The organism is Solibacillus sp. FSL W7-1324, assembly GCF_038008025.1.
GTDB lineage: Bacteria > Bacillota > Bacilli > Bacillales_A > Planococcaceae > Solibacillus.
In genome coordinates this window covers 3,143,746-3,169,864 of record NZ_JBBOYH010000001.1, presented here as the reverse complement: position 1 = coordinate 3,169,864, position 26,119 = coordinate 3,143,746, and the positions used below count along the sequence as shown (strand labels likewise).

The window sequence follows — 26,119 nt, the reverse complement described above, 5'->3', positions numbered from 1 at the left end:
GATATATTAGAACATCGCCATTTTATTAGAACAATTTAAAATATATTAGATGATTTCAGAATTTATTAGAAAATCTCCCAGCTTCAACAAGCCATTTTTCAATTGACACATAACTTCCTTTTTCTCATGTTAAACACTGACTGAAATTCCGCCAAATTTCCGCATTAATAATGGAATATGGTACACTAAAGCCAACGAATAAAAGGTGGTAAAACAATATGTCAGCAATTAGCTTATTAAACGAAACACTTCAAAATAAATGGTCGTTTGAAACGACAATGAAAATACAAGAGGAAATGATTCCTGCGATGGTCGAGGGAAAAGATATCGTAGCAGAATCTCCGACAGGCTCAGGAAAAACACTAGCCTACACTTTACCGATTTTAAATAAAGTAGACGGTAATAAGAAACAAACTCAAGCATTGATTGTTGCACCTTCACAAGAACTTGCGATGCAGATTGTTGAAGTAATCCGTGACTGGACAGCAGGAACAGATATCACTGTGCAACAACTAATCGGCGGTGCAAACTCTGCCCGTCAAATCGAAAAATTAAAGAAAAAGCCAACAATTGTAGTCGGGACACCAGGTCGTCTAAATGAATTGGCACGCCAAGGTAAATTAAAACTTAAAGAAATCGAGACAATCGTGTTGGATGAATGCGATCAGCTGCTTAGCCGCGAGTACCGTGTTGTTGTAAAATCGTTTATCGAAAATGCTGCATTTGGCCGTCAAGTCGTTGTCGTATCGGCTACGATTACTGAAGAAATCAAATTAGTAGCAGAGCGCTTAATGTTCGAGCCGATCAGCATCGAAATAAAGCCGGAAGATATGGTGAAGTTCGGTAAAGTTGTCCACTCTTTTGTGAAAGTAGAAGAGCGTGACAAAACTGATATGCTTCGTCGTTTAGCTAATATTGAAGGATTGCGCGGATTGGCATTTGTTAATAACATCGACCAAGTATTAATGAAACAGAACAAGCTGGAATATCGTGATGCCCCGATTGTAGCACTTCATTCGGATATGAAAAAAGATGAGCGTAAAAAAGCGCTGGATGCGTTCCGAAAAGGGGAAGCACGCATTTTAATTGCGACGGATATTGCTGCACGAGGTTTAGATATTTCAGGTTTAACACATGTTATTCATGTTGATGTACCAAGAACAATCGAGCAGTATACACACCGTTCCGGGCGTACAGGACGTGCCGGTGCAGACGGAGAAGTACTGACATTATTATCGTACAAAGACGAAAAGACATTCAAAAAATGGTTGCGCGATCTTTCCTTAAAAGGTGTTCAAAAAGTATGGACTCAAGGACAGCTAATCGAGGGGAGTGCAAAGACAGTAACATCGAAAGCGGCACCTGTTGCAGCAAGCAAAGCAGCAGTGAAAAAGCCGTATCAACCAAAGTCCAATAAAAAAGGTATGACTTTCAGTAAGAAAAAGGAGAAATAATTTATGACATTCCAAGAGAAGTTAGAGCAATTTGCAGATTTAGCCGTTCGTATCGGTGTAAATATTCAAAAAGGGCAATATTTATTAATCAACACATCTACGGATACGCTTGAATTTACACGCATAGTCGTTAAAAAAGCATATGAAGCCGGTGCAAGCCGTGTTCATGTAAACTTAACGGATGCCAGCTTTGAGCGTTCTTATTATGAAAATGTTACGGTGGAAGAAACAGCTAATTTTCCGCAATGGGTTGTTGCACAACGTGAAGAATTAATTGAACGAAAAGGTGCACTTCTTTGGATCGATGCGGAAAATCCGGATTTACTGGCAGGTATTGACTCTGCGAAAATCGGAGCACAGCAAAAAGCAGCCGGGGCAGCATTAGTGAACTACCGTAAAGCTGTTATGAATGATGATATTGCATGGTCAATTATCGCTGTTCCTTCGCCGAAATGGGCAGCAAAAGTATTCCCTGATTTACCGGAACAGGAGCAAGTTCCAGCATTGTGGGATGCTATCTTCAAAACAGTGCGTATTGGTGAAGGGGATGCCGTAGCGAACTGGCAAACTCATATTGAAAACTTACACGCACGTGCAGATATGCTGAATAAGAAAAAGTATGCGAAGCTTCATTACACGGCACCTGGTACAGACTTGACGATTGAACTTCCGGACAAACATTTATGGAAAAGCGGAAGCAGCGAAGCACCTGATGGTACGACATTCATCGCGAATATGCCGACAGAAGAAGTCTTTACGCTGCCTGCAAAATATGGTGTAAACGGCTATGTATCCAATACGAAGCCACTCGTCTATAAAGGGAATATTATCGATGATTTCAAGCTGACTTTTGAAAAAGGTAAGATTGTGAATGTTGAGGCAAAGGTTGGCCAGGACCTATTACAGCAGTTAGTTGCTTCTGATGAAGGGTCTTCATATTTAGGAGAAGTGGCATTAGTGCCGCATGAATCACCTATTTCTTCATCAAATATTTTATATTACAACACATTATTCGATGAAAATGCCTCTAACCATTTAGCAATCGGAGAAGCATATCCGACATGCTATGAAGGGGGCAAGGAACTCGAAAAGGGTCAACTGGAAGCATTGGGGATTAATACATCAATCACACATGAAGATTTCATGATCGGCAGTGCTGACATGGATATTGACGGGATTTTGGCAGATGGTACAACAGAACCGATTTTCAGAAAAGGTAATTGGGCATTCTAGCAATTGAAGTGGGGTGAATAAATGCGGAAAATAATATACAGTCTTATTTTTTGTATTGCTCTGTTTCCAACGGGAGCATTAGCCGATGAAAGGGAAGTTTATATTGCACTTGGCGACTCTTTGGCGGCAGGGCAAACACCTTACAGTCAAATTGATGCAGGTTATACCGATTACATTGCTTTGCAGCTGGAGCGCAATGGCAAGCTCGGACATTTTTCAAAAGAACTTACTTTCCCGGGTTATCGTGTTGGAAATGTCATTGAAACTGTTCAGTCTGAAGAGGCTGCACCATTATTAAGTGAAGCAACATTAATCACACTATCTGCCGGAGCGAATAATCTTTTGCCGCTTATTACCCATAACCCGCAACAGGGAACAATTGCTTTTAATCAGCTTAATGCAAATTTCTCATTAAATGAAGTGCGTACCCAAATGGGGGAGCTGCTTTCGCTAATTAATGAAAAGGCACCGAAAGCGACAGTTTATGTACTTGGTTATTATTTTCCTTATGTAAGTGTTCATAATGAACAGGCAGAGGGGGCGGTAGAGGCGGTACAGCTTTTAAATACGATATTGAAGCAGGAAACGGAAAGAGCAGGCTATATATTTGTGGATGTATATGAACCATTTGAACAGCAACGTGCAACATATTTGCCGAATGTGGCGGATGTGCATCCAAACCAGCTAGGCTATCGGATTATGGCTAATGAAATGTTGAAAAGCTATGCCGGGAATGAGGGACTCATTTTACCAATCGATGCAATGCCAGCCCCAAACCCGAAAACATTAGAAGAAATACTGCAGCTGCAAAGGGAGTCAGCTGTAGAAGAAGTACCACAACCACATATCGTACTGCATACGCTGGATCAGCCGAGGCCGATATTAGTATAAAAAAAGCATTCCATCAAGAATTTCTTGAAGGAATGCTTTTTTGTATTCAATTACTCGCTAATTTTAACGTCACGTAATTGATAGATGCTGTCAGTACCAACGTTGAAGCCAGAAACTTTGTCAGATACACCAGTTAAAGTATATGGGTGTAATACGAATGCCATTGGCGACTCGTCTGAGATAAGTTGTAATGCTTCTTTGTAGATTGCTTCACGTGCAGTTGGATCTGCTTCACGACGACCTTTTTCTAATAACTCATCCACTTTTTCGCTTGTGAAGAATGAACGGTTACCTGGGTCACCATGTTGTGAAGAGTGGAATAATGCATATAGACCGTAGTCCGCATCACCAGTCGGGTTAGACCAGCCTAAGATGAACATATCGTGCTCACCAGCAGCTGTTTTTTCCAAGTAAGAACCGAATTCCATTACTTCGATTTCAGCTTGAATGTTTAATTTCTTTAATTCTTCTTGTAAAACAATCGCAACTTGTTGACGAGCTGGGTTATCATTCGTCCAAATTGTTGTTTTGAAGCCGTCCGCATAGCCTGCTTCTGCAAGTAATGCTTTCGCTTCGTCCATGTTGTAAGCCATAGAAGTCACATCTTCTGTGTATCCGAAAATACCAGGAGCTAATGGTGAAATCGCTGGAATACCGAAGCCTTCATAAATACCTTCGATTAAAGTCGGGCGGTCGATTGCTTTAGAGATTGCTTGACGTACTTTTGGATCGTTGAATGGTTCTTTTTCAGTATTGAAACCAAGGTATGTTAAAGATGAAGAAGCTGTTTCTAATACAGAAGCGCCATCAAAGCTATTAACATTTGCTACTTGACCAGGCTCAACTGCACCGATAATGTGTGCATAACCAGATTGTAATTCCGCAACACGAGTAGCACTTTCTGGTACTACTTTAAATGTTACTGAATCAATGTGTGCTGGAGTGCCAGCGTATTCTTCGAACTTAACTAATTTAATTTCAGTACCTGGAGTCCAGCTCTCAAATTTGAATGGACCAGTACCAACCGGGTTTGTTCCGATTACAGAACCAGCGTTAACTGATGAGTCAGCTTCCATTGCAGCGTAATCTTCTTCGATTGATTTAGGTGAAATAATACTACCACCATTATGCGTTAAGTGAGCAAGTAATGGTGAGAATGGGTATTCAGTTACGAATTGAACAGTAGATTCATCTACTACTTTAACATCTGTTACCATCTCGAATAAGAAAGCACGTGGAGATGCAACTTTTGGATCTAATAAACGGTCGAATGAAGCTTTAACTGCTTCAGCGTTAAATTCTTCACCGTCATGGAAAGTAACACCTGTTTTAAGTTTGAATTCCCAAGTTAAATCGTCAACTTGAGTCCAAGATTCTGCAAGACCAGGTACTAATTCCCCGTCTGCATCACGGTTTACTAAAGTTTCATAAAGGTTTGATTGGATGTTAGATGATGGTACGTCATTTGAACCATGTGGATCTAATGAGCTTGCATCAGATAACTCAGCGATAATTAAGTCGCCGCCAGCCGCAGCTTCCTCTGTAGTTCCAGAGTCAGTATTTGTTTCAGTTCCAGTGTCTCCGCTATCTTTTGATGTGTCTTCTGAATCATCTCCACCAGCACATGCAGCTAGCACAAGTGCAAGAGTGAACGTTAGAAGTAGCATCCATAGCGACTTTTTCGAAAATGACATGTTTGAAGTCCCCCCATATAGTTGATTTTAGAATATTACAAAAATGTAATTTCTGTTAATAGAATAGCACATGAACACAAAGCATCAAATACTAAAAAGAAAAAAACTTTTTTAAGTAGAAAAATTACGTATTTTATAGTATCTTATTATAATATTGTTAAATTCAGAAAAATGATAAAAATATAACAGAACCAAGTTTTTGGTTATATTTCCAGATAAAAGTATATTATGTAAGTATAACTTTTGAACTAAAAAACATAAAAATATTAAAATATTCTGAATTTTAGTAAGAAAATATTATGTTGAAATGTTCAGATTTCACTCTATATACTAATGCTTATACAAATTTAATATTGTTGTAAGAAGGAAAATAAAAATTGAAAGGGTGAATTAAAATGAGTACAACACAAACAGAGCAAAATCCTTCAACTGTGAGAAAAAGCAGCCCACAAGCAGAAGCTTTTAAAACGTTTATGAAGCGTTTATTAAAAAATAAAGCGGCAATAGTCGGTGGATTAATTATTCTTTTTATCATTTTTGTAGGGATATTCGGACCGTTTTTAGTTAAGACAGATCCAAATGCTCAAAATATTTTAAACAAACTACAGCCACCTTCAAAAGAACATTGGTTTGGTACTGATAACTTCGGTCGGGATATTTTCTCCCGTATTGTTAACGGTACAAAACTAACGCTAACGGTAGGATTTTTATCAGTATTTATAGGTGGGGTTATTGGAGTCGTAATTGGAATTGTTGCGGGATATTATGGAGGTGCTGTAGATACAATTACAATGCGTCTTATGGATATTTTGCTAGCATTCCCTGGTATTTTACTAGCACTTGCGATTGTATCAGTATTAGGTGGTAGTTTAATCAACGTAATTATCGCGGTTGGGATATTCTCGATACCAGCATTTGCCCGTATTGTCCGAGGATCGACCTTACAAGTAAAAAAACTCGAATACATAGATGCGGTTAAAGCACTCGGTGCATCAGATATTCGCATAATCTTTAAGCATATTTTACCAAATATTATGTCACCGATTATCGTACAAGCAACAATGCGTATTGCAACGGCGATTCTGACAGCGTCCGGTTTAGCATTCCTAGGTTTAGGTGCACAGCCGCCAGCAGCGGAATGGGGAGCAATGTTAAGTGATGGTCGTGCGTTTATGCATAATGCGGGACACATGGTATTAATTCCTGGAATGATGATTGTTATCGTAGTATTGGCATTTAACATTTTTGGTGACGGGTTACGTGATGCGCTTGATCCGAAGATGAAACAATAGGAGGTGGAACAGTAAATGACTAAATATATTATTCGTCGTTTATTACAAACGATTCCCGTATTGCTTGGGGTTTCAATTTTAGTATTTTCATTGATGTTCCTAATTCCTGGAGATCCTGCTCAAGTAATGGCAGGGGAAGGTGCATCTGAACAAACGGTAGAGAATTTACGTGAGAAACTGGGTCTGAATGATCCGCCATATGTGCAATACGGCCGATTTTTAGGAAATGCCCTGCAAGGTGATTTAGGAAATTCCATTCGTAGTGGGCGCCCGGTAATGGATGAGATACAGGCACGTTTTTGGATTACAGTTGAAGTGTCTGTATATGCCACAATTGTAGCAGTATTTCTCGGTTTAATTGCCGGAATCATTTCGGCAGTGCGTCATTATACGCTTACCGACGTATCGATTATGATTGTTGCGCTTTTCGGTCTATCAATGCCGAACTTCTGGTTAGGTTTACTGCTGATTCAATGGTTTGCATTAGGAAATCTGCCATTTGGTTTGGACTTACCGGAATTTCTAAAAATGCGTCCTTCGGGATGGGGAGATTCATGGCGCCAAATTATTTTACCTGTCATAACATTAGGGACAGGGGGAGCAGCAATCATTGCTCGTATGACACGTTCATCAATGCTTGAAGTAATCGGTCAGGACTATATCCGTACTGCTCGTGCAAAAGGTGTATCAGAGCGTATCGTTATTTACCGTCATGCATTGAAAAATGCGCTAATCCCAGTTGTAACGGTTATTGGTCTGGAGTTTGGTGGCTTCTTGGGCGGTGCTGTATTAACAGAAACGATTTTCGCTATTAATGGTATGGGACGTTTGACAATTGATGCCATCAGGCAACGGGATTTCCCGATTGTTCAAGGAACTGTACTTGTAATTTCACTATTATTCGTACTTGTAAACCTGCTTGTTGATATTTCTTACAAGTTCTTAAATAAACGAATTGATTTGAACTAAACATGAAAAGAGGTGTGGCAAATGAATGAAACGGAAAACATTTTAGTCGTAAATAATTTACAGACAGCGTTCGGAACAGATGCTGGAGAAGTACGTGCTGTTGACGGTGTAAGCTTTACTGTTCCGAAAGGTAAAACAATCGGGATTGTAGGGGAATCGGGTTCCGGAAAAAGTATCACATCACTATCGATCATGCGATTACTTGCATCGAACGGTAAAACGAAAGGTGGCGAAGTTCTTTTTAAAGGGAAGGACTTGCTGAAGCTTTCGGAAAAAGCGATGCGTGATATTCGTGGAAACCAGATTTCTATGATTTTCCAAGAACCGATGACGTCTTTAAACCCGGTTTATACAGTAGGTCAACAGATTAGTGAAACAATCCGGATCCATAAAAAACTGGACAAAAAAGCAGCGATGCAGCAATCCGTAGAGATGCTGAAGCTTGTAGGTATTCCGTCTCCCGAAAAGCGTGTTAAGCAATATCCGCACGAACTTTCAGGAGGAATGCGTCAACGTGTAATGATTGCGATGGCACTTGCATGTGACCCGGAAATTTTAATTGCGGATGAGCCTACAACGGCACTTGACGTAACGATACAAGCACAAATTCTGGAATTGATAAAAGATCTGCAAAATCGTTTAGGCATGTCTGTTATTATGATTACCCATGATTTAGGAGTAGTAGCTGAAACATGTGATTATGTGGCAGTTATGTATGCAGGACAAGTAGTGGAATACTCAGACGTGCGATCATTATTCAAAAATCCAAAGCACCCATATACATTAGGATTACTTAATTCATTGCCACGTCATGATGTGGAGCAGGAAAAACTGATTCCGATTAAAGGAATGGTGCCAAGCCCGCATGAGATGCCGGTAGGATGCCGCTTTGCTCCTCGTTGTCCTGTTGCAATCGAGCTTTGCCATAAAAAGCAGCTGGACTTACTGAATACAGATGACAATAGTTCGGAGCAAATCCGCTGCTGGATGTATTCGGATGAATGGGATGGAGAATCGGAGGTGACGCTATATGGCGAAAAAAGAACTGTTAAAGGTTGAGGGACTAAAACAGTACTTCCCGATTAAGGGAGGATTTTTAGGCCGTACAGTCAACCACGTAAAAGCGGTAGATGATATTTCCTTTACGATTTATGAAGGAGAGACAGTCAGCATTGTAGGAGAGTCGGGCTGTGGTAAGTCTACAACAGGCCGTGCAATTTTACGATTGGAAGAGCCGACAGACGGTTCAGTTGTGTTTCAGGGAACGGATGTTACGAAAATTTCTAAAGGTGAAATGCGTAAATACCGCAAAGACATGCAAATCATTTTCCAGGATCCGTATGCGTCGATCAACCCGCGCCAGACCGTTGCAAGTGTACTGAACGAAGCGATGCATATTCAAAAAGTACTGCCGCCAAATCAGCGACGTGCCCGTATTGAACAATTGCTTGAAACGGTTGGATTACGACCATATCAGGCAGACCGTTACCCGCATGAATTCTCTGGTGGTCAACGTCAGCGTATCGGTATTGCCCGTGCGTTATCGGTTGATCCAAAACTGATTATTTGTGACGAAGCCGTATCGGCACTGGACGTATCGATTCAGGCACAAGTACTGAACTTGCTGGAAGAGCTGCAAAATGAATATGGATTAACTTATTTATTCATCTCACATGACCTGGGGGTAGTACGTCATATTTCAGATCGTATTATCGTAATGTATCTAGGGAAAATTGTAGAGATTGCAGATAAAACAAGCCTGTTCGAAAACCCGCAGCATCCTTATACGAAAGCATTATTATCAGCAATTCCAGTACCTGATCCGGATGCTGTGAAAAATCGTATTGTTTTAAAAGGTGATGTACCGTCACCTATCGATCCACCACAGGGCTGCCGATTCCATACACGCTGTCCATTTGCGACAGATAAGTGTAGAACGGAAGAACCTGCTTTGCGTACTTCTTCTATTATGAAGGATATGCATGAAGCGGCATGCCACTACATGGAAGAAATTTCAGCTGGTAAAATGGCTGTAAAGCAGTAATAATAGACCGCATCGTACGAACGAATATTCGTACGATGTGGTTTTTTTATTTTCCCTCATGTACACTTATAGTTATAAGATAGGAGGCGGTATTCATGAAAATTTTCCACACAGCAGATTGGCATTTAGGAAAAATAGTACAAGGTGTATCAATGACGAAAGACCAGCAATTTGTGCTTGAACAGTTTATCGAAGAAATTAGAAAAGAAAAGCCGGATGTCATCATTATTGCCGGGGATTTATATGATCGATCTGTACCACCGACAGATGCGATCCAACTTTTAAATAAAACATTGAAAGAAATATTAGTCGATGAAAAAACACCGATTTTAGCAATCGCTGGAAATCATGATAGCGCTACACGTTTAAATTTTGGCAGTGAATTTATGAAGGCGAGCGGTTTACATATCGTCGGACATTTAGAACAGAATATCGATCCGGTCATCATGCATGATGAATATGGGGAAGTTCACTTTTATTTAGTTCCTTTTGCAGAGCCGTCAATTGTTCGGGCTTTATTTGATGATCAATCCATTACATCGCATGAAGCTGCGATGGCGAAAATCATTGAACAGATTCAGCAGTCAATGGATGATACAAAACGCAATATTATCATCGGTCATGCCTTCATTACAAAAGACGGGACGCCTGAGCCAAATACGAGTGATTCTGAACGTAAATTGACAATTGGCGGTACGGAATGTATTAGCTCAGCATTATTCGAACCATTTTGTTATACAGCGTTAGGACATTTACATCAGGCCCATTTTGTTGCAAACGAGAAAATTCAATATTCCGGATCACCCCTTAAATATTCGGAATCGGAAGTGACACATAATAAAGGATTTTTAATTGTTGATTTAAAAGAAGACGGAACAGTGCAGATCGAAAAAAGAAAACTTACACCAGTTCGGGACATGCGTGTCGTGACAGGGCTGCTTGAGGATATATTGCAGCATAAAGTAAACGAGGACTATGTATTTGTTAAACTGCAGGATGAACATTATGTGAAAGGTGCTGCCGAACTTGTCCGCACGGTTTATCCGAATGCTTTGCATATTGAACGAACGGTTGTTTATGAACAGCTGGAACAGCATGCGACAACAATGAACCGGGTTCAGATGGATGATTCGGAGCTGTTTGAACTATTTTACACGGAAATGACAGGCAAGCCTCTAACTGATGAAATTAAAGAGATTTATACCGATGTTTTAGAGCAGCTAATCGAAAATGAACGTGAAAAACAGGAGGTGCTGTAACGATGAAACCAATCAAACTATCGATGACAGCATTTGGACCATATCATCAAAAAGAAATCATTGATTTTACTAAACTCCATGAACATGGAATTTTTGTTGTTTCCGGTGCAACTGGAGCGGGAAAAACGACTATTTTTGATGCGATTACGTTTGCACTTTATGATTCGGGCAGTGGGGAGGATCGTGAAAAATCACTATTTTTACGCAGTGATTTTGCGGATGAATCGGTAGATACCGAAGTCGAGCTAGAATTTGAAGTGCGTGGTCGCCTTTACCGTATTTGGCGGAAATTTGGTCATGATGGTGCAAGTGCAAAGCGCGAGTTTTTTGAGATTACGGATGGGGTTATTGTACCCGCTGTTGAAAAGTTTCAAGTAAAGCTCATTCAATCAAAAGTTGAAGAACTGATCGGTCTGACACAGTCCCAATTCAATCAAATCGTCATGCTGCCACAAGGGGAATTTCAAAAGCTTCTCACATCGGAATCTAAGCATAAAGAAGAGATTTTCCGGAAGATTTTCAAAACGGAACGCTTCACGAAAATGGTGGAACTGCTGAAAGAGAAAAAGAATATTGCCGAAAAACATTATGAACAAGCAAGGATGCAGCAGGACAATACAATTCATGAAATTCGATCCCGACTCCCGCATCGAGAATCGGAATTGTTTTCTTTGCTGAACAATGATGTCATTAATCTGTATCAAGTAAAGAGTGCTTTGCAGACAGAACAGCAATACTATGAAGATCAGTGTACCGCATTAAAAGGGGAATATGATGCTTCAAAGAAGGAATTGCAAAAATTAGTTAAAACATTAAATGAACAAAGACTGTTAAATGAACGGATTGAAAAGTTTTTAATACGGAAAGAGCGCCTTGAAGAATTATTGCAGCAAAAGGATAAAATACAAGCAGAACAACAGAAGCTTGTCCTTGCCAAAAAGGCGAATCAGATCGAACCGTTAGAACGTGAATATGAGAAGGTAAAACGACAGCTTGAACAAGCGGAAGTCTCCTTAGAAAAAGCAAATACGGACTATCAACGTGCACAGGCACAACTTCAGCAGGCGACAAATCATTATCAGGAGCAAAAGCAGCAAGAACCATTGCTGGACAACTATACGAAATCGATTTCACAGCTCGAACAGCTTGTTCCAATTTATCAGTCGATTAATACACAGCGTGAAAATGTGTCTAAGCTTGCAGAAAACCAAAAAAACGCCAAGCAATTATTTGATAAGCTGCAAAACGAAGCATTGTCTTTAAAAGAAAAACAACAACAGCAGCAAGCCATTATAAATGAGCTGGAAGATGCGACAGTGACATACCATGAAACATATGAAACCCATGCTGCATTAACACGAAAAATTGAAATGGCTAAAGAAGTAGCTGCAATACAAATGAATGTTGATTCTCTAGTAAATCAGCTTGCCGGTAAGAAACGAATTGCTGATGAAGCACAGCAAAAGCTGAAAAATATGGAGCAGCAAATACGCAGCAATCATGCAACCTTTCTAGCAGCATCATTACACCACGGGGAAGCCTGTCCTGTATGTGGAAGCACTAATCATCCAGCCATTCATAACAGTGAAGCGGTTGTCATTGATGAGGATGCACTGGCACAACTGCGTCAAGAGGCCGATCGAACGATGCAAAGTTTTTACCAAGTTACTTCAAAGCTGGATGTGGAAAAGGCAACATTGGATCAGAAAATAAGTGCGCTTCAGTTACTTGATGCCCAGCTTTCAAAACTACATGAGTATGAACAGCATTTAGCAGAACTGACAGCGAAATTATCAAAGCAGAAACAGCAGCAGGCCCAGCTTGTCACAGAAAAGAAAATGATGGCCCAGCTTTTGGAAAGTAAAGAAGTACTGCAAGGCCGTATTGAAAAAGGTCAGCAATACGTAATCGATATTGATAAGCAATATGCGCAGGAAAAAGGGAAGCTTGAGCAAAGTGAACAGTCATTATTGCCACAGTTTTCTACATTGGATGAAGTAACGCAAGAATTGGCAAACCACCAGCAAAAACATCACCAGTTAAAAGCTGCGATTCAAAATGCCCTTGAAGCGATGCAAAAAATCCAATTGGATGAGAAATCTTGTGAAGTGAACTATCACCATGCCAAAAATCTTGTAACAGAAAAGCAGCAGGAATCTCTTTTAGCACAAAAAGAATTTGAATCCGCATTACAGCAGGAAGGATTCGATTTGGAAAAGTATAAAACTGCATTACTGCCATTAAATATACAGCAGCAAATTCAGGATGCGGTTGAAGCATATAAGCAAAATGTCCACACATTATCTGTTCAAATTGCTGAGGAAGAACCTTTGCTCGAAGGAAAAGAACAAGCCGATTTAACGGCAAGTGAGCAACAGATTCATGAGTTGAATGAGCAGATCGAGGAACATTACTCAAAAATGACATTGATCCAGTCCTATGTTGAACAATGTAAGGAGACGCGCGATAAACTCGACCAATCCGCGCAACAGATCGAAAGCTATAAAGAGAAACTAATGCAAGTCGAACATGTTTACAATTTAATTCGAGGTCAAAATGATGCGAAAATTTCATTTGAGCGTTTTGTTCAAATTGGTTATTTGGAAAAAGTGACACATGCGGCAAATGAACGTTTGCGTGTCTTATCAAATGGCCAATACTTCCTTAAATCTACAGGTAGAAAAGAAGGAAATGCCCAAAGCGGACTCAGCATTGATGTATATGACAGCCATACAGGGCAAACGCGGGATGTAAAAACACTGTCCGGCGGTGAAAAATTCAATGCCTCTCTTTCATTGGCATTAGGAATGGCCGATGTTATTCAAAGTGTTCAAGGAAGCGTGCATATCGATACGATGTTTATCGATGAAGGCTTCGGTACTTTGGATGAAGAGGCGTTAAGAAGAGCAATCGATATATTGATCGATCTTCAGCAAACAGGCCGCTTAATTGGCGTCATTTCCCATGTAGCCGAACTAAAAGCAGCAATGCCTGCCATCTTGCAAGTGCAAAAACTCAAAGAAGGCTACAGTAAAACAGAGATTATTATTAAATAACGCAAAAACACATTTCCCTCACGCAAAAGTGGGAAATGTGTTTTTGTTAGCGTTTTGGAGTTCGTCGTGTAGTTGCAGGTTGCGGTGTTGATTTTTTGTTGTCCATCATTTTTTTTATGATCGGGTACACGATTGGTCCATATTTAATTGCTGTTTTAATAAGCTTATTTAATTTCATTAGTAAACACTCCTTAACGAATACATTTCGTATAAAAAATATACCCAAAATAGGAGCTTTCATAAACATTAACGTAAAACTTTAATCGCTAGAACTAAATTCCAAATCGCCAGGATGAACGTAATAACGACTAAAAGAATAAATCCGATAAAATGCGAACTAAAGAAAAAATCCTGGAAACTTAAGGTCAACGTATCATTCAAGGAAAGAACGGAAGTAAAAAGGTAAATAATATACAGAATTCCTAATAGTATCGGTATGAGTTGAGAAATGAATGCTTTTTTAGAATGGCCTTTAACGGCATCATCTTTCGTAACAATAAATATAATTAACGGTAAAATAAACGGTGCAAAATAAAAACTTAAATAGCTTAATGCACTTAAACCTTTCGATTGATCCACTATTCATCACTCCTTCGTATCTATTATATGTAATTCTAGTACGTTTCAAAATAATAGCTGTTGAAAGTTGTAAAAATATTCGTTACAATGAGCATGTTCAAACAATAAAAATTAGATGTACCACAAGGGGTGCCGAGAAAGTCGGCTGAGATTGTGCACGGGATTGCACTGACTCTTTGAACCTGTAAGTTAGCACTTGCGTAGGGATGTGGATAGAATCCGACTGTTCAAACGATAGTCAGGCTTTTGTCCTGATTATCGTTTTTTTACTTTTTCTATCCCTCTTCACTTTTGTTACATCGGATAAAAAGAAAGGGGAATTGTTATGGACAGAAAGAAATTATTAATGATGGTGGAAATCGCAATATTTGCTGCCATCGGACTGGTATTGGATCAAGTATCCTTTAAGATGTGGGCACAAGGCGGATCGATCAGTTTTGTTATGGTACCGATCATGTTAATGGCCATCCGTTGGGGATTAACGGCGGGACTGACAACTGGCTTGCTGATCGGCGTCATGCAAATGATGTTCGGTGCGTACATTGTCCACTGGTTACAGGCAATTTTAGATTACGGGCTTGCCTTTACTGTAGTAGGGTTAGCGGCAATTGTGAGAAAGCCGTTATTAGAGGCTACACAATCGCTCAATAAAGTAAAAATGGCACTTTATATTGTCATTGGTGCACTTATAGGCGGAGCTTTAAGATTTGTTTCACACTTGCTCGCAGGTGTCGTATTCTTTAAAGAATACGCGGGCGATGATAATGTATGGGCCTACTCAATTATTTACAACAGTACTTATATGGTACCTGCTACTATACTTACGGCAATCATCGCAGTTATTTTATTCACATCTGCTCCTCGTTTGCTTCAAAAAGTAAAAACAACATAATATATAGAAAATACAAGGCTTGCAGCAAGGGATACTTCGCCCGCTGCAAGCTTTTTCTCCATTTAATAGTAGAAAGTCGTGCTAAATTAGTAATAAAACGGCAAATTTTAAAATCCTTGAACAATTACAACCGATTTTAAGTATGCTATAGTTAAGGATAGACATTGTTTAAGAGGAAGGAAGTTACACATGATTGTTACTACTCAAGAAGAAATCCAGGCATTTAAAAAAATCGGACGCGTTTGTGCTGAAATTCGTGAGGCGATGAAAGCTGCGACAGTACCTGGCGTGACAACGAAAGAATTAGATGAGATTGCAGGCCGTATGTTTGCAGAAGCAGGCGCGGTTTCCGGTCCTAAAGGCGAATATGATTTTCCGGGATATACATGCATTTCAGTAAATCACGAAGTTGCACATGGTATTCCAGGGAACAAGGTCATCAAAGAAGGCGATATTGTAAACATAGATGTTTCGGGCTCTTTAAACGGTTATTTTGCAGATACAGGTATTTCATTTGTCGTTGGTGAAGGTTATGAAGATAAAGAAAAACTTTGTACTGTAGCAAAATCGGCATTTGATCGTGCGATGACAAAGGTTAAAGCCGGTTCGAAATTAAACCAAATCGGTAAAGCGGTAGAGCGTGAAGCACGTGATCACGGTTTAACAGTAATTATGAACTTAACAGGTCATGGTTTAGGGAAATCATTACACGAAGAGCCAAACCATGTATTGAACTATTATGATGCTTGGGATACAACAATCATGAAAGAAGGTATGGTGTTGGCAGTAGAGCCGTTTATTTCGGCGAAGGCTGAGCATATCGTAGAATCAGGTGACGGCTGGACATTCATTACACCGGACAAATCATTAGTTGCCCAAATCGAACACTCGATTATTGTAACAAAAGATAAACCAATCATTTTAACTTCATTGGAAGACTAAGTTATAAACGTGGGAGCACTCAGTGCACCCGCGTTTTTTTGTTCTATAAAAACTAGGTATAAACATAAAATAATCAAATGATTCAAATAAATGACTGCAACAATTACCAATTCCATATACTTTCAAGTAAAATATACATAAATAAATGGAGTAGGGGAGGCAGCGCTATTTGAAAAAGCTAACAGATGTGGATTTATCGCAAAAACTGGAGAAGGAAATCTATAAGAAACAATTGAAAGCTTTACAATACGAAATGCTAAACGCCCAGCAATTTTTATTCAACAATAAAATCGGCCTAATTATTGCATTTGAAGGAATGGATGCAGCAGGCAAAGGGGGAGCGATCAAGCGCCTGACGGAACGTATCGATCCGCGCGGGTTATTGGTATGGCCGATTTCGGCCCCGCAGCCTCATGAGATGCGGTATCATTATATGCAACGTTTCTGGAGAAAGTTGCCGCAGCATGGACAAATCGCGATTTTCGACCGTTCGTGGTATGGGCGGGTCCTTGTGGAGCGTATCGAAGGCTTCGCTGAAGAAGCGGAATGGAAACGTGCTTATGAAGAAATCAATAGCTTTGAGAAGCAATTGACAGATGAAGATTATATAATGATTAAATTTTGGATTCATATCGATTCGGATGAACAGCTTAAACGATTTAATGAAAGAGCAGCCGATCCATATAAGTCATGGAAATTAACGGATGAAGATTGGCGGAACCGTGAGAAATTTGATTTATATTGTGAGGCAGCCGATGAAATGTTTGAGAAAACCGATTCGGAAAATGCGCCTTGGCACTTAATACCAGGGAACAATAAAAACTACGCGCGTGTTCAAGTACTAAAAGAAACAGTTGCCCATATCGAAAAAGAAATTGTAAAACGGGGCATGAAACTTACAAACATTTTCGAAAAGGGTAATAAAAAAACAACAGACAAAGAAAAAACGGAATCTATAGATATAAAGCCAAAGCCTGTAAAATCCAAAAAGAAGAAGTTGAAAAAACAGTAGGCAAGCTTTTGAAATGAAATGAAGGTGGTTCAATGAAAAGCTTATTCAAGCTATTTCACAAGAAGGAGGGTCCAATGGTTCGACTAATTGGGCAACAATGTTCGCTTCGCACATTTACCCCGTCGGATGCGAAAGGGTTGGCAAAATTATTAAGAGACAATAAATTGTATTGGTCCGAATTTGAGCCATTACATCGTGATGAATTTTATACTGAACAAGTACAGTATAATAAAATTTTAGAAAGCATTCATTTGCTGCAGTCAAACCGGGAGTTTTCTTTCGGCATTTTTTATAATGCGACTGGTCAGTTAATCGGACACATTTCACTTTATTCAATTAAACGTTTACCGTACTCAAGCGGTTTTATCGGCTATTCGATGGATGAGAATTTCACAGGCAGGGGGATTGTCACTGAGGCGGTCCGTATAGTGATGGATTTCGCTTTTAACACATTGAATCTTCACAGAATAGAGGCCTATGTTGCACCACCAAATTCAGCTTCCATTCGTGTATTGGAAAAGTCCGGATTTACAAGAGAAGGGTTATTGCGGGAGCTGTTATATATAAACGGAAAATGGGTCGACCATTATATGTACGCTATTTTGCAGCGGGAATACAGAGGAACTATATCATAAAAAAGGGGGAGTACTCATTCATTCGGTTGATGAGTACTCCCGCTTATTGTTTATTATTTATTTTTGATCGACTGTGCCGTCAGTAACTAAATCCAGCTTTCCTGTTGCAGGGTCGATAATAAGACCATGTACCGGAACACCTTTTGGCATTAATGGATGTGTTCTGACTAAGTCAACACTTTTTAGTACACTTGTTTCAACATCCCCAAAACCGCATAACCATTCTTTTAAATCAAAACGAGCGTAATTGATAACGTCGATCGTTTCCTGTTTAACCCCACGTTCAAGCATATGACCAATCATGACATTCGGATCAACTGCACTCATCCCGCAGTCGTAGTGGCCGATAATGTATACTTCATCCGCCTGTAACTCATAAACTGCTACAAGTAAACTACGCATAATCCCGCCGAATGGGTGATTTACGATTGCTCCTGCACTTTTTACAACTTTGACATCCCCGTTGCGCAAGTTCATTGCTTTAGGCAGTAATTCAACTAAACGCGTATCCATACATGTTAAAACAACAATTTTTTTATCAGGATATTTTGTTGTAGCGTACTGCTCGTATTGTTTTTCATCTACGAATTTTCCGTTAAACTCTAAAATTGTTTGTAATGCAGACATTTGTTCTTCAAACCCCTTTCGATTCTTTTATATTTTAAATTATTTTTTAGATAATTCAAATAAATGCGCACTATTAAGGATAAATTTCTACTAAAAAGAGAGAAGTATCGCAAAAATCCGCTATCAAAAAAACAACCACTCAATAGAGTGGTTGTAAAAATATTAATGATGATGGTGACCATCCAATGATTTTTCGTTCGGTGCAAATGTGTTTGCCTTTGAATCTACTATAACAGAGTCGTGTGATTGTAAACCAATACGTAAGTACATAATAAACATAAATAAGAATACAAGAAGTATTACCGTAAACCCTAACACTATCGTATAGAAGTCAGATAAGAACGGATAATGGTGATCGAACATTATAAAAACTCCTCTCTATTTTAGTGATAACAATCATTAACCAATTATAACCTAATAAATTGGAACATTGTAGGGGAATTTAGTTAGTTAATGTAGAAAAAATTGTAAATATGACGACATCTTGAAAATTAATTATTTGGCAATAATACTGAAACAGCTGTTAAAATGCCCAGTTTCCATTACGGAAAACTGGTTCAGCTTGTCCGTCTGCTGTAATTCCATCAATATTCATCTGTTCAGAACCGATCATGAAGTCAACATGTGTAATGCTTTCGTTTAGACCGTTAGCTTTTAACTCGTCACGTGACATTGTCTTTCCGCCTTCAATACAAAATGCATAGGCACTGCCGATTGCCAAGTGGTTTGATGCGTTTTCATCGAATAATGTATTGTAGAATAAAATATTCGACTGTGAAATTGGAGAATGGAATGGAACAAGCGCCACTTCTCCTAAATAATGCGAGCCTTCATCTGTAGCAACAAGATTTTTTAACACTTCTTCACCTTGCTCGGCCTCAACTTTAACAATGCGCCCGTTTTCAAATGTAAGTTTGAAGTTGTCGATAATATTACCGCCATAGCTTAATGGCTTTGTACTAGTCACATACCCGTTTACACCATCTTTATGCGGTACTGTGAAAACTTCTTCAGTTGGCATATTTGCCATGAACTCATCGCCTTTTTCATTGACACTGCCTGCACCACACCATAAATGACCTTTAGGCAGTTCGATCGTCAAGTCCGTCCCGGGAGCTGTATAATGTAATTTCGCATAGTTTTTATTGTTTAAGTAATCAACCTTTTCATGCAGGTTATCATTATGCTGTGCCCAAGCTTCAACCGGGTTGTCCAGATCCGCACGTGTCGCTTTAAAGATGGCATCCCATAATGCATCTGCTTGCTTTTCTTCCGGTAACTCAGGGAATACTTTGCTAGCCCATTGTTTTGATGGAGCAGCGATTACCGTCCAGCTGATTTTGTCTGACTGAACATATTGACGGTACTTGTTCAATGCAGTACCAGAAGCTTTCTGGAATGCTGCAATTCGTTTTGAATCGATCCCTGACAGTAAATCCGGACTTTGGGATACGATGCTCATAAATGCCGCACCTTGTTCAGCAAGCCATTCACGTTCCTGCACTTTCCAAGGAGGGAAGAAATCGAAAGAATCTTCCGGTGCCAACTCATATCGAGCACGTGTAATTTGATCATCTGTATAATCTACAAATACTTGTTTTGCTCCAACTTCATAAGCGATTTTTGTCACTGCCTGTACAAAAGGTGCCGATTCGATGGAAGCCGCAATATACAAATATTGATTCGGCTGAATATTGACACCGATTTTTACTGCCAGTTCTGCGTATTTCGTTAAATTTGCTTCAAACATAGAATTCATTGATTCATTCCTCCAATAATTATCTTAAAAATTAGTTAATTTCCAACACAATAATAGTCATATTCCAGCTTAGAAAAGAACAATAATGTGTCAAAAACAAAAAAATCTTCTTATAACTAGTGTAAAGGAAGTTAATAAAAATTTAAATATACCGAAATAAAGAAAAGACATCGTAATTTGGAGGTACTACATATGGATATATCATCAGTTGTTGGGATTATCATCGCCTTTATCGCCCTGTTAGTAGGGATGTTCTTAAAGGGCGTTACACCGGAAGTGTTAATAAACCCTGCTGCGATTTTAATTATTATTTTCGGTACGATTGCTGCAGTAACAATCGCTTTCCCGATGAAGGAACTAAAAAGAGTTCCAAAGCTGTTCAAAATCTTATTTTCTGAAACAAAACTCGCAAGTGATATCGACTTGATCAAAATGTTTTCGCAATGGGCTGACTTAGCTCGTCGTGAAGGACTATTGGCGTTAGAAAGTAAAGCGGCTGAGATTGAAGATCCGTTTTTAAAAAATGGTCTGACATTAGCGATTGATGGTCAAAACGCTGACTATATTCGCGATGTGTTAACAGAGGAAGTTGAAGCGCTTGAAGATCGCCATGCAAGTGGAGCAGGTATTTTCTCGCAAGCAGGTACATATGCACCGACATTAGGGGTATTGGGTGCCGTAGTCGGTCTTATCGCTGCCCTGAAAGATATGACTGATATTGATAAATTAGGACATGCCATTTCAGCGGCCTTTGTGGCAACATTATTGGGGATTTTCACAGGTTACGTTTTATGGCATCCGTTTGCCAACAAGCTAAAACGTAAGTCTGCTGTAGAAGTGAAGCAAAAGATGATGATGATTGAAGGAATTTTATCCGTACTTGAAGGTGAAGCACCTCGTGTAATCGAGCAGAAACTGGCTTCATATTTAACGATGGAAGAACGTAAGCAAATTACCGAAAGCGGGGCGGGTGGCCTTGGCAAAGAAGCGTAAAAGACATAAAAAGCATGAGGAGCATATTGACGAGTCCTGGTTAGTACCTTATGCAGATATTTTAACTCTGTTATTAGCATTATTTATCGTACTATTTGCATCAAGCTCTGTGGATGAGCAGAAATTAGAGCAAATGTCAGCAGTATTTAATAATATTTTTACTGGTGGTACAGGAGTAATGGATAACCCAGCCATTATTCAATCACCGGATAGTACGCCACCAACAGGAATATCCAAATATATGGAGGATCAGGAACGCCTCCATGAAACGCAAAACCGTGTGGACGAGTTTATTGCGATTAATGAGCTCGAAGACCAGTTTGAAACGAAAATGACAGATGAAGGATTATTGATTACAATCCGGGACAGTATTTTATTTGATATGGGGCGAGCGGATGTAAAGGCGGAATACAATACAATTGCCGATGAGCTTGCTCAATTATTAATGTTTGATCCACCGCGTAATATTGTTATTACAGGTCATACAGATAATGTACCGATTAAGACACCGGAATTTGATTCTAACTGGGATCTGTCGGTTATGCGTGCGGTAAACTTCATGAAGGAAATTGTTTCGGGCAATGAAAGACTGGATTCCAAATACTTCAGTGTTAAAGGCTTTGGAGAATTCCAGCCGATTGCTACAAATGATACAGCAGAAGGCAGAGCTAAAAACCGTCGTGTTGAAGTGCTCGTACAGCCGCGTATAGCAGAAAATGGCGATATAATCGTTGAATAATGAGAAAGCTGTTTGGAAGGGTAAACCTTCTGAACAGCTTTTTTGTTGATTCATAACTCATAATAGAAGAAAGTACTTCCATACTACTTGGAATGAAAAAATTAATGTTAATTTGACATTCATCAAACAAAAGTTTATAATTATAAACAAATGTTTGATTCGAGGTGATAAAGTTGAATGAAAAGGAAAAATTAATTTTTCAATTAATAAAAAGAAATCCCTACTTATCACAACAGGAAATGGCAGAACAACTTGGTATGTCCAGGCCGGCGCTTGCCAACATGATTTCATCGCTCATAAAACGTGGAGAAATTTTAGGACGTGCCTATGTTTTGCCGGAAAAAAATCAAATCATTGCAATTGGTGGTGCCAATATCGATCGTAAATTCACTATTGAGCAAAATGTCCAGCTGGGGACTTCCAATCCTGCTGCGGTTACAGAATCTGTAGGCGGTGTAGCCCGTAATATCGCAGAAAACTTAGGACGTTTAGGCAACCGTGTTTCCCTTATTACTGTAATGGGTGAAGATCATGATAGTGCATTTATTGAACAAAATTGTAAAAGTATGATGAATGTGGATTTAGTAGAGAAATTAAGCGATTATAATACAGGTTCCTATACAGCAGTACTTGATAATACGGGCGAACTCGTAATATCAATGGCAAATATGGAGATTTATGATCAGCTGTTGCCGAGTATTCTAAAGAAGCACGAAGCAATATTACAAAATGCCAGCTGTATTGTCATCGATTTAAACAGTCCGCTGGAGACAGTAGAATATATTAGGAAATTTGCAATAGAGCGTAATATCGCATTGGCGGTTATCCCTGTTTCTTCACCTAAAATGAAGCATATGCCGCAAGATCTGACCGGTATACGCTACTTTATTTGCAACCGTGATGAAGCGGAAAGCTATTTAAATGTGAAGCTGGATACATTCAGCCATTATGACAAGGCTGTTAATATGTTGATGCAAAAAGGAGCGGAACATGTTGTGCTCACTTTAGGCGAGCACGGAGTTATGGTAGGTAATGAAGGCAAGGTAGTACATTACAAGGCCATTGCAACGAGAAACATAGTAGATGTTACCGGTGCCGGGGACGCATTTGTCAGTGCATTTTTACACGGTGTATTAAACGATGAGGTGCTTGTAGAGGCAATCCAGCTCGGGTTGGTAAATGCATCGAAAACTTTACAATCAGATAAAACAGTTCGTGAAGATTTAACAAAAGATAACTTACTTGAATGGAGGAATTTATAATGGAACAATATTTATCATATTCACAAGAGGTATTAGAAGCTAAAGAGAAAGGCTTACCGATCGTCGCATTGGAATCAACAATTATTTCACACGGTATGCCGTATCCACAAAATGTACAAACAGCTCGCGAAGTGGAACAAATCATTCGTGATGGCGGTGCAGTGCCGGCAACAATCGCATTAATCGATGGAAAAATTAAAATCGGTTTATCTGATGAAGAATTAGAAATGTTCGGTAATGCTCAAGGTGTAGCAAAAACAAGCCGTCGTGATATCGGCTATTTACTTGCAACAAAAAAAATCGGTGCAACGACTGTAGCAGCAACAATGATCTGTGCTGAGCTTGCTGGCATTGAATTATTCGTAACAGGCGGTATTGGTGGAGTTCACCGTGGTGCCGAAACAACAATGGATATTTCTGCAGACTTGGAAGAGCTGGCAATGACAAATGTTGCTGTAGTATGTGCAGGTGCAAAATCAATTTTAGATATCGGCTTAACATTGGAATACCTTGAAACAAAAGGTGTACCGGTAATCGGTTACGGAACAGATAAATTGCCTGCATTCTACGCACGTGAAAGTGAATTCGATGTAAATATCCGTGTTGATACTGCAGAAGAAACTGCCGCAATTTTACGCGCAAAATGGGATTTAGGTCTACGTGGCGGTGCATTGATCGCTAACCCAATTCCAGTAGAAGATGCTATGGAATCAAGTGTAATCGACGGAATTATTGAAAATGCATTAAATGAAGCAAAAGAACAAGGTATCGCTGGTAAAAATGTAACGCCATTCCTACTAGGTAAAGTGAAAGAACTGACAGAAGGCAAATCACTTGATGCAAATATTGCCCTTGTAAAACATAATGCTCGTGTAGGCGCAAAAATTGCTGTCGAATTAAATAAATAATTATTATTTCCTGGGGAATAGGAAATGAAAAAAAGAAGCTTGTCGAATGAATCGATAAGCTTCTTTTTCACATTATACAGCTGAGGTTATTTACGAAGGGCGCCTAGTTCTGCTACGATGGCATTCATTTCACTTGGGCTGAATGAATCGCGTTTCATAACCATTTCATATAAATATTGTAGATCTTCGTATTTTTCTTCGTCAAATGAAGAAGACTGCATAGCATCAACATTTACCATACGAAGTTTTTCTTTAATCTGCTCAATCATATAGACGACATTTTGCTGCGACGGATTTGATAAGTCCATAATTTGTGTGCCCTACCTTTCAATGTTTACAAAAATATCATTTCATGCAACCATCATATTGTCAACAGGTTAAAGTTTACTGAATACTTTTAATAATATCGAACATTCGTTAAAATACAAATAGAGAAGTTTTATGAAAAATTATTAGGGGAATACGAAAGCATATATAGGAGGAGAAAAATTAATGAAAAGTAAACTATTACCTTTTATAGCGATTGGAGCTGTAACTGGAGCAGCAATTAGTATGTTGGATAAACAAACTAGAGAGCATACTGTTGAAACAGCCAAAAAAGCGAAGGATACAGTAGCGTATTATTCCGAAAACCGCGATGAATTAATGGCATTGGTAGAAACAAAAATGGAACAAGCGCAATCATTGTATGGAACAGTAAATAATGGTGTCCAAACAATTATGCAAAATCAAAATGATATTAAAGAGTTACCAGCTACAATTCAAAGTATGGTTTCTGAAACGATTCAGGCTTTCTCGAAAAAGGATGATCAAATCGGGTAACCGGATGTCCATGATATCCACTGAATCAACATAATGTGAACAGGTGGTGGCAGCATGGAAGAAAAAGAAGAACTAAAAGAAAAGATCTCACTAGTTAAATCATATGTTTCGCCCGAGCGCAGCCAAATAAATGTATTGACGACAAAAGGGTTCATCCAGGATTTAATTTATCGAATTAAGAATGTGGACATGTCAGGCATGGGGGCACAGCTGGCCTATTTTTTCCTGTTATCATTTTTCCCGATGCTTATTTTTATGGTAACGCTTTTACCGTATTTAAATTTGGAACAAGGGCAAATATTCGACTTTTTAAGTGATGTAATGCCTGACGAAGTATATGGACTGATTGAAACTACGCTAGCTGATGTTTTAAACAATCAAAACGGCGGACTGCTTTCAATCGGTATTATTGGTACGCTCTGGTCTGCCTCAAGAGGTGTTGATGCACTGATGAAAGCATTAAACCGTGCGTACGATGTTGAAGGCAGAGCAGGGTTTTTAAACCGTTTATGGTCACTTGTTTTTACAGTTGCATTAGTGGCAGTTATTTTAATCGCCCTGTTATTCCCGGTGTTTGGTCAGCAAATCGGTAATATCGTTTTCGGCTATTTTGGTGTAGAGGAATCATTCACAACCATTTGGACCTTTGTGCGCTGGATTATGCCGCCAACACTTATTTTCATCGTAATCTCAATCATGTATTGGATTGTTCCGAATACCGACCCGCGATTAACGATGTTTAGTGTTATTCCAGGAGCTGTATTTGCGACATTGGGCTGGCTTGTATTAACTTACGGATTCTCATTCTATATTAACAATTTCGGAAATTACAGCTCAACATACGGAAGTATCGGCGGGGTCATTATATTAATGCTTTGGCTCTATTTCACAGGAATGATTCTCATCCTTGGCGGATTACTAAACGCATCATTCCAAAAAAGACAGCTTGCAAAGGAAAGTAAAAAGCAAGCTAAATCACCTGTTTTTTAAGGTGTACCCGTGGAAAGCTTCCCTTGATGGAAATCAATTTTAACGCTCAGCAAAAAGCTATTTTTCT

The 26,119-nt window shown here is 39.3% G+C and carries 26 protein-coding genes and 1 riboswitch; of the genes, 19 read left to right on the top strand and 7 right to left on the bottom strand.

Translation table 11 applies throughout. The features are described 5' to 3' along the window. The first annotated feature begins 218 nt into the window (after positions 1–218). Genes MKY71_RS15880 through MKY71_RS15870 form a run of 3 tightly spaced genes read left to right on the top strand, consistent with a single transcriptional unit; the run spans position 219 to position 3,578 of the window. Positions 219–1,454, top strand: a complete 1,236-nt coding sequence (locus MKY71_RS15880; RefSeq protein WP_340733254.1) for a DEAD/DEAH box helicase — start codon at positions 219–221, stop codon at positions 1,452–1,454. Positions 1,455–1,457: 3 nt separating this feature from the next. Beyond that, entirely contained in the window at positions 1,458–2,687 is a 1,230-nt protein-coding gene (locus MKY71_RS15875; RefSeq protein WP_340733252.1) for an aminopeptidase, read from the top strand. A 21-nt stretch (positions 2,688–2,708) separates the two neighbouring features. Continuing rightward, complete coding sequence (locus tag MKY71_RS15870) at positions 2,709–3,578, top strand: SGNH/GDSL hydrolase family protein (protein WP_340733250.1); 870 nt, start codon at positions 2,709–2,711, stop codon at positions 3,576–3,578. 50 nt (positions 3,579–3,628) lie between these two features. Here the strand turns inward: MKY71_RS15870 and MKY71_RS15865 are convergent, their stop codons facing one another. Next, entirely contained in the window at positions 3,629–5,272 is a 1,644-nt protein-coding gene (locus tag MKY71_RS15865) for a glutathione ABC transporter substrate-binding protein (RefSeq protein WP_340733249.1), read from the bottom strand. Between the two features lie 395 nt (positions 5,273–5,667). Here MKY71_RS15865 and nikC point away from each other — a divergent pair, with 395 nt between their 5' ends. The 6 genes from nikC (at position 5,668) to MKY71_RS15835 (ending at position 13,892) form a co-directional block, all read left to right on the top strand. Then, entirely contained in the window at positions 5,668–6,564 is an 897-nt protein-coding gene (nikC, locus tag MKY71_RS15860) for a nickel transporter permease (protein ID WP_339173672.1), read from the top strand. 15 nt (positions 6,565–6,579) lie between these two features. Next, a complete protein-coding gene (locus MKY71_RS15855; protein WP_339173670.1) occupies positions 6,580–7,533 on the top strand; it encodes an ABC transporter permease in 954 nt (317 codons plus the stop codon). A gap of 21 nt (positions 7,534–7,554) precedes the next feature. Then, on the top strand, positions 7,555–8,592 hold the full coding sequence (locus MKY71_RS15850; protein ID WP_340733248.1) for an ABC transporter ATP-binding protein: 1,038 nt from the start codon (positions 7,555–7,557) through the stop codon (positions 8,590–8,592). Then, a complete protein-coding gene (locus tag MKY71_RS15845; protein WP_339173666.1) occupies positions 8,564–9,577 on the top strand; it encodes an ABC transporter ATP-binding protein in 1,014 nt (337 codons plus the stop codon). Before MKY71_RS15850 ends, MKY71_RS15845 begins: the two co-directional genes overlap by 29 nt. A 95-nt stretch (positions 9,578–9,672) precedes the next feature. After that, a complete protein-coding gene (locus MKY71_RS15840) occupies positions 9,673–10,836 on the top strand; it encodes an exonuclease SbcCD subunit D (protein ID WP_340733247.1) in 1,164 nt (387 codons plus the stop codon). Between the two features lie 2 nt (positions 10,837–10,838). Beyond that, positions 10,839–13,892, top strand: coding sequence for an SMC family ATPase (locus MKY71_RS15835; protein ID WP_340733245.1), 3,054 nt, complete (start codon positions 10,839–10,841; stop codon positions 13,890–13,892). A 46-nt stretch (positions 13,893–13,938) separates the two neighbouring features. Here the strand turns inward: MKY71_RS15835 and MKY71_RS15830 are convergent, their stop codons facing one another. Together MKY71_RS15830 and MKY71_RS15825 are read right to left on the bottom strand one after the other, a co-directional pair. Next, complete coding sequence (locus MKY71_RS15830) at positions 13,939–14,070, bottom strand: hypothetical protein (RefSeq protein ID WP_340733243.1); 132 nt, start codon at positions 14,068–14,070, stop codon at positions 13,939–13,941. Between the two features lie 68 nt (positions 14,071–14,138). After that, complete coding sequence (locus tag MKY71_RS15825; protein WP_339173660.1) at positions 14,139–14,471, bottom strand: DUF4870 domain-containing protein; 333 nt, start codon at positions 14,469–14,471, stop codon at positions 14,139–14,141. A gap of 115 nt (positions 14,472–14,586) precedes the next feature. Further along, positions 14,587–14,695, top strand: a riboswitch (TPP riboswitch). 101 nt (positions 14,696–14,796) lie between these two features. Between MKY71_RS15825 and thiT the strand changes: the two genes are divergently transcribed. The 4 genes from thiT to MKY71_RS15805 all read left to right on the top strand — a co-directional run bounded on the left by thiT (position 14,797) and on the right by MKY71_RS15805 (position 17,952). Then, complete coding sequence (gene thiT, locus MKY71_RS15820) at positions 14,797–15,363, top strand: energy-coupled thiamine transporter ThiT (protein ID WP_339173658.1); 567 nt, start codon at positions 14,797–14,799, stop codon at positions 15,361–15,363. A 189-nt stretch (positions 15,364–15,552) separates the two neighbouring features. Continuing rightward, positions 15,553–16,305: a type I methionyl aminopeptidase gene (map, locus tag MKY71_RS15815; protein WP_339173655.1), complete on the top strand. Its 753-nt coding sequence runs from the start codon at positions 15,553–15,555 to the stop codon at positions 16,303–16,305. Positions 16,306–16,474: 169 nt separating this feature from the next. Continuing rightward, positions 16,475–17,317, top strand: coding sequence for a polyphosphate kinase 2 family protein (locus MKY71_RS15810; RefSeq protein WP_339173653.1), 843 nt, complete (start codon positions 16,475–16,477; stop codon positions 17,315–17,317). 74 nt (positions 17,318–17,391) lie between these two features. Continuing rightward, positions 17,392–17,952 carry a GNAT family N-acetyltransferase gene (locus MKY71_RS15805; RefSeq protein WP_339173650.1) on the top strand — a complete coding sequence of 187 codons (561 nt, stop codon included), beginning with the start codon at positions 17,392–17,394 and terminating at the stop codon, positions 17,950–17,952. A gap of 57 nt (positions 17,953–18,009) precedes the next feature. Here the strand turns inward: MKY71_RS15805 and MKY71_RS15800 are convergent, their stop codons facing one another. From MKY71_RS15800 to MKY71_RS15790, 3 genes are all read right to left on the bottom strand, one after another. After that, entirely contained in the window at positions 18,010–18,579 is a 570-nt protein-coding gene (locus MKY71_RS15800; RefSeq protein ID WP_251690696.1) for a beta-class carbonic anhydrase, read from the bottom strand. A gap of 162 nt (positions 18,580–18,741) precedes the next feature. Further along, positions 18,742–18,942, bottom strand: a complete 201-nt coding sequence (locus MKY71_RS15795) for a hypothetical protein (RefSeq protein ID WP_339173645.1) — start codon at positions 18,940–18,942, stop codon at positions 18,742–18,744. Positions 18,943–19,102: 160 nt separating this feature from the next. After that, positions 19,103–20,338 carry an aminopeptidase gene (locus MKY71_RS15790; RefSeq protein WP_339173642.1) on the bottom strand — a complete coding sequence of 412 codons (1,236 nt, stop codon included), beginning with the start codon at positions 20,336–20,338 and terminating at the stop codon, positions 19,103–19,105. A gap of 192 nt (positions 20,339–20,530) precedes the next feature. Here MKY71_RS15790 and motA point away from each other — a divergent pair, with 192 nt between their 5' ends. The 4 genes from motA to MKY71_RS15770 all read left to right on the top strand — a co-directional run bounded on the left by motA (position 20,531) and on the right by MKY71_RS15770 (position 24,240). Next, positions 20,531–21,331 (top strand): flagellar motor stator protein MotA, encoded by an 801-nt coding sequence (motA, locus tag MKY71_RS15785; RefSeq protein ID WP_339173640.1) that lies wholly within the window; start codon positions 20,531–20,533, stop codon positions 21,329–21,331. Further along, a complete protein-coding gene (gene motB / locus MKY71_RS15780) occupies positions 21,315–22,070 on the top strand; it encodes a flagellar motor protein MotB (RefSeq protein ID WP_339173639.1) in 756 nt (251 codons plus the stop codon). The genes motA and motB overlap by 17 nt, the downstream gene beginning before the upstream one ends. Positions 22,071–22,243: 173 nt before the next feature. Further along, a complete protein-coding gene (locus MKY71_RS15775) occupies positions 22,244–23,332 on the top strand; it encodes a carbohydrate kinase (RefSeq protein ID WP_340733241.1) in 1,089 nt (362 codons plus the stop codon). Further along, a complete protein-coding gene (locus MKY71_RS15770; RefSeq protein WP_339173634.1) occupies positions 23,332–24,240 on the top strand; it encodes a pseudouridine-5'-phosphate glycosidase in 909 nt (302 codons plus the stop codon). Before MKY71_RS15775 ends, MKY71_RS15770 begins: the two co-directional genes overlap by 1 nt. Positions 24,241–24,326: 86 nt before the next feature. Here MKY71_RS15770 and MKY71_RS15765 read toward each other — a convergent pair whose 3' ends face one another. Beyond that, a complete protein-coding gene (locus MKY71_RS15765; protein ID WP_339173631.1) occupies positions 24,327–24,548 on the bottom strand; it encodes a DUF1128 domain-containing protein in 222 nt (73 codons plus the stop codon). A gap of 184 nt (positions 24,549–24,732) precedes the next feature. On the opposite strand from MKY71_RS15765, the gene MKY71_RS15760 reads away from it, so the two are divergent. Both MKY71_RS15760 and MKY71_RS15755 read left to right on the top strand, forming a co-directional pair. Continuing rightward, positions 24,733–25,062, top strand: coding sequence for a YtxH domain-containing protein (locus tag MKY71_RS15760; protein ID WP_339173629.1), 330 nt, complete (start codon positions 24,733–24,735; stop codon positions 25,060–25,062). 54 nt (positions 25,063–25,116) lie between these two features. Beyond that, on the top strand, positions 25,117–26,052 hold the full coding sequence (locus tag MKY71_RS15755) for a YihY/virulence factor BrkB family protein (RefSeq protein WP_339173626.1): 936 nt from the start codon (positions 25,117–25,119) through the stop codon (positions 26,050–26,052). Positions 26,053–26,119 lie beyond the last annotated feature (67 nt).

What these genes read in the sequence shown, in the direction of transcription:
- MKY71_RS15800 (WP_251690696.1), bottom strand. Translation starts at nt 18,579, where the DNA reads ATGTCTGCATTACAAACAATTTTAGAGTTTAACGGAAAATTCGTAGAT.
- MKY71_RS15765 (WP_339173631.1), bottom strand. Translation starts at nt 24,548, where the DNA reads ATGGACTTATCAAATCCGTCGCAGCAAAATGTCGTCTATATGATTGAG.
- MKY71_RS15840 (WP_340733247.1), top strand. Translation starts at nt 9,673, where the DNA reads ATGAAAATTTTCCACACAGCAGATTGGCATTTAGGAAAAATAGTACAA.
- MKY71_RS15755 (WP_339173626.1), top strand. Translation starts at nt 25,117, where the DNA reads ATGGAAGAAAAAGAAGAACTAAAAGAAAAGATCTCACTAGTTAAATCA.
- nikC (WP_339173672.1), top strand. Translation starts at nt 5,668, where the DNA reads ATGAGTACAACACAAACAGAGCAAAATCCTTCAACTGTGAGAAAAAGC.
- MKY71_RS15855 (WP_339173670.1), top strand. Translation starts at nt 6,580, where the DNA reads ATGACTAAATATATTATTCGTCGTTTATTACAAACGATTCCCGTATTG.
- map (WP_339173655.1), top strand. Translation starts at nt 15,553, where the DNA reads ATGATTGTTACTACTCAAGAAGAAATCCAGGCATTTAAAAAAATCGGA.
- thiT (WP_339173658.1), top strand. Translation starts at nt 14,797, where the DNA reads ATGGACAGAAAGAAATTATTAATGATGGTGGAAATCGCAATATTTGCT.
- MKY71_RS15865 (WP_340733249.1), bottom strand. Translation starts at nt 5,272, where the DNA reads ATGTCATTTTCGAAAAAGTCGCTATGGATGCTACTTCTAACGTTCACT.
- MKY71_RS15795 (WP_339173645.1), bottom strand. Translation starts at nt 18,942, where the DNA reads ATGTTCGATCACCATTATCCGTTCTTATCTGACTTCTATACGATAGTG.
- MKY71_RS15850 (WP_340733248.1), top strand. Translation starts at nt 7,555, where the DNA reads ATGAATGAAACGGAAAACATTTTAGTCGTAAATAATTTACAGACAGCG.
- MKY71_RS15880 (WP_340733254.1), top strand. Translation starts at nt 219, where the DNA reads ATGTCAGCAATTAGCTTATTAAACGAAACACTTCAAAATAAATGGTCG.
- MKY71_RS15845 (WP_339173666.1), top strand. Translation starts at nt 8,564, where the DNA reads ATGGCGAAAAAAGAACTGTTAAAGGTTGAGGGACTAAAACAGTACTTC.
- MKY71_RS15770 (WP_339173634.1), top strand. Translation starts at nt 23,332, where the DNA reads ATGGAACAATATTTATCATATTCACAAGAGGTATTAGAAGCTAAAGAG.
- MKY71_RS15760 (WP_339173629.1), top strand. Translation starts at nt 24,733, where the DNA reads ATGAAAAGTAAACTATTACCTTTTATAGCGATTGGAGCTGTAACTGGA.
- MKY71_RS15805 (WP_339173650.1), top strand. Translation starts at nt 17,392, where the DNA reads ATGGTTCGACTAATTGGGCAACAATGTTCGCTTCGCACATTTACCCCG.
- MKY71_RS15835 (WP_340733245.1), top strand. Translation starts at nt 10,839, where the DNA reads ATGAAACCAATCAAACTATCGATGACAGCATTTGGACCATATCATCAA.
- MKY71_RS15790 (WP_339173642.1), bottom strand. Translation starts at nt 20,338, where the DNA reads ATGAATTCTATGTTTGAAGCAAATTTAACGAAATACGCAGAACTGGCA.
- MKY71_RS15830 (WP_340733243.1), bottom strand. Translation starts at nt 14,070, where the DNA reads ATGAAATTAAATAAGCTTATTAAAACAGCAATTAAATATGGACCAATC.
- motA (WP_339173640.1), top strand. Translation starts at nt 20,531, where the DNA reads ATGGATATATCATCAGTTGTTGGGATTATCATCGCCTTTATCGCCCTG.
- MKY71_RS15875 (WP_340733252.1), top strand. Translation starts at nt 1,458, where the DNA reads ATGACATTCCAAGAGAAGTTAGAGCAATTTGCAGATTTAGCCGTTCGT.
- MKY71_RS15870 (WP_340733250.1), top strand. Translation starts at nt 2,709, where the DNA reads ATGCGGAAAATAATATACAGTCTTATTTTTTGTATTGCTCTGTTTCCA.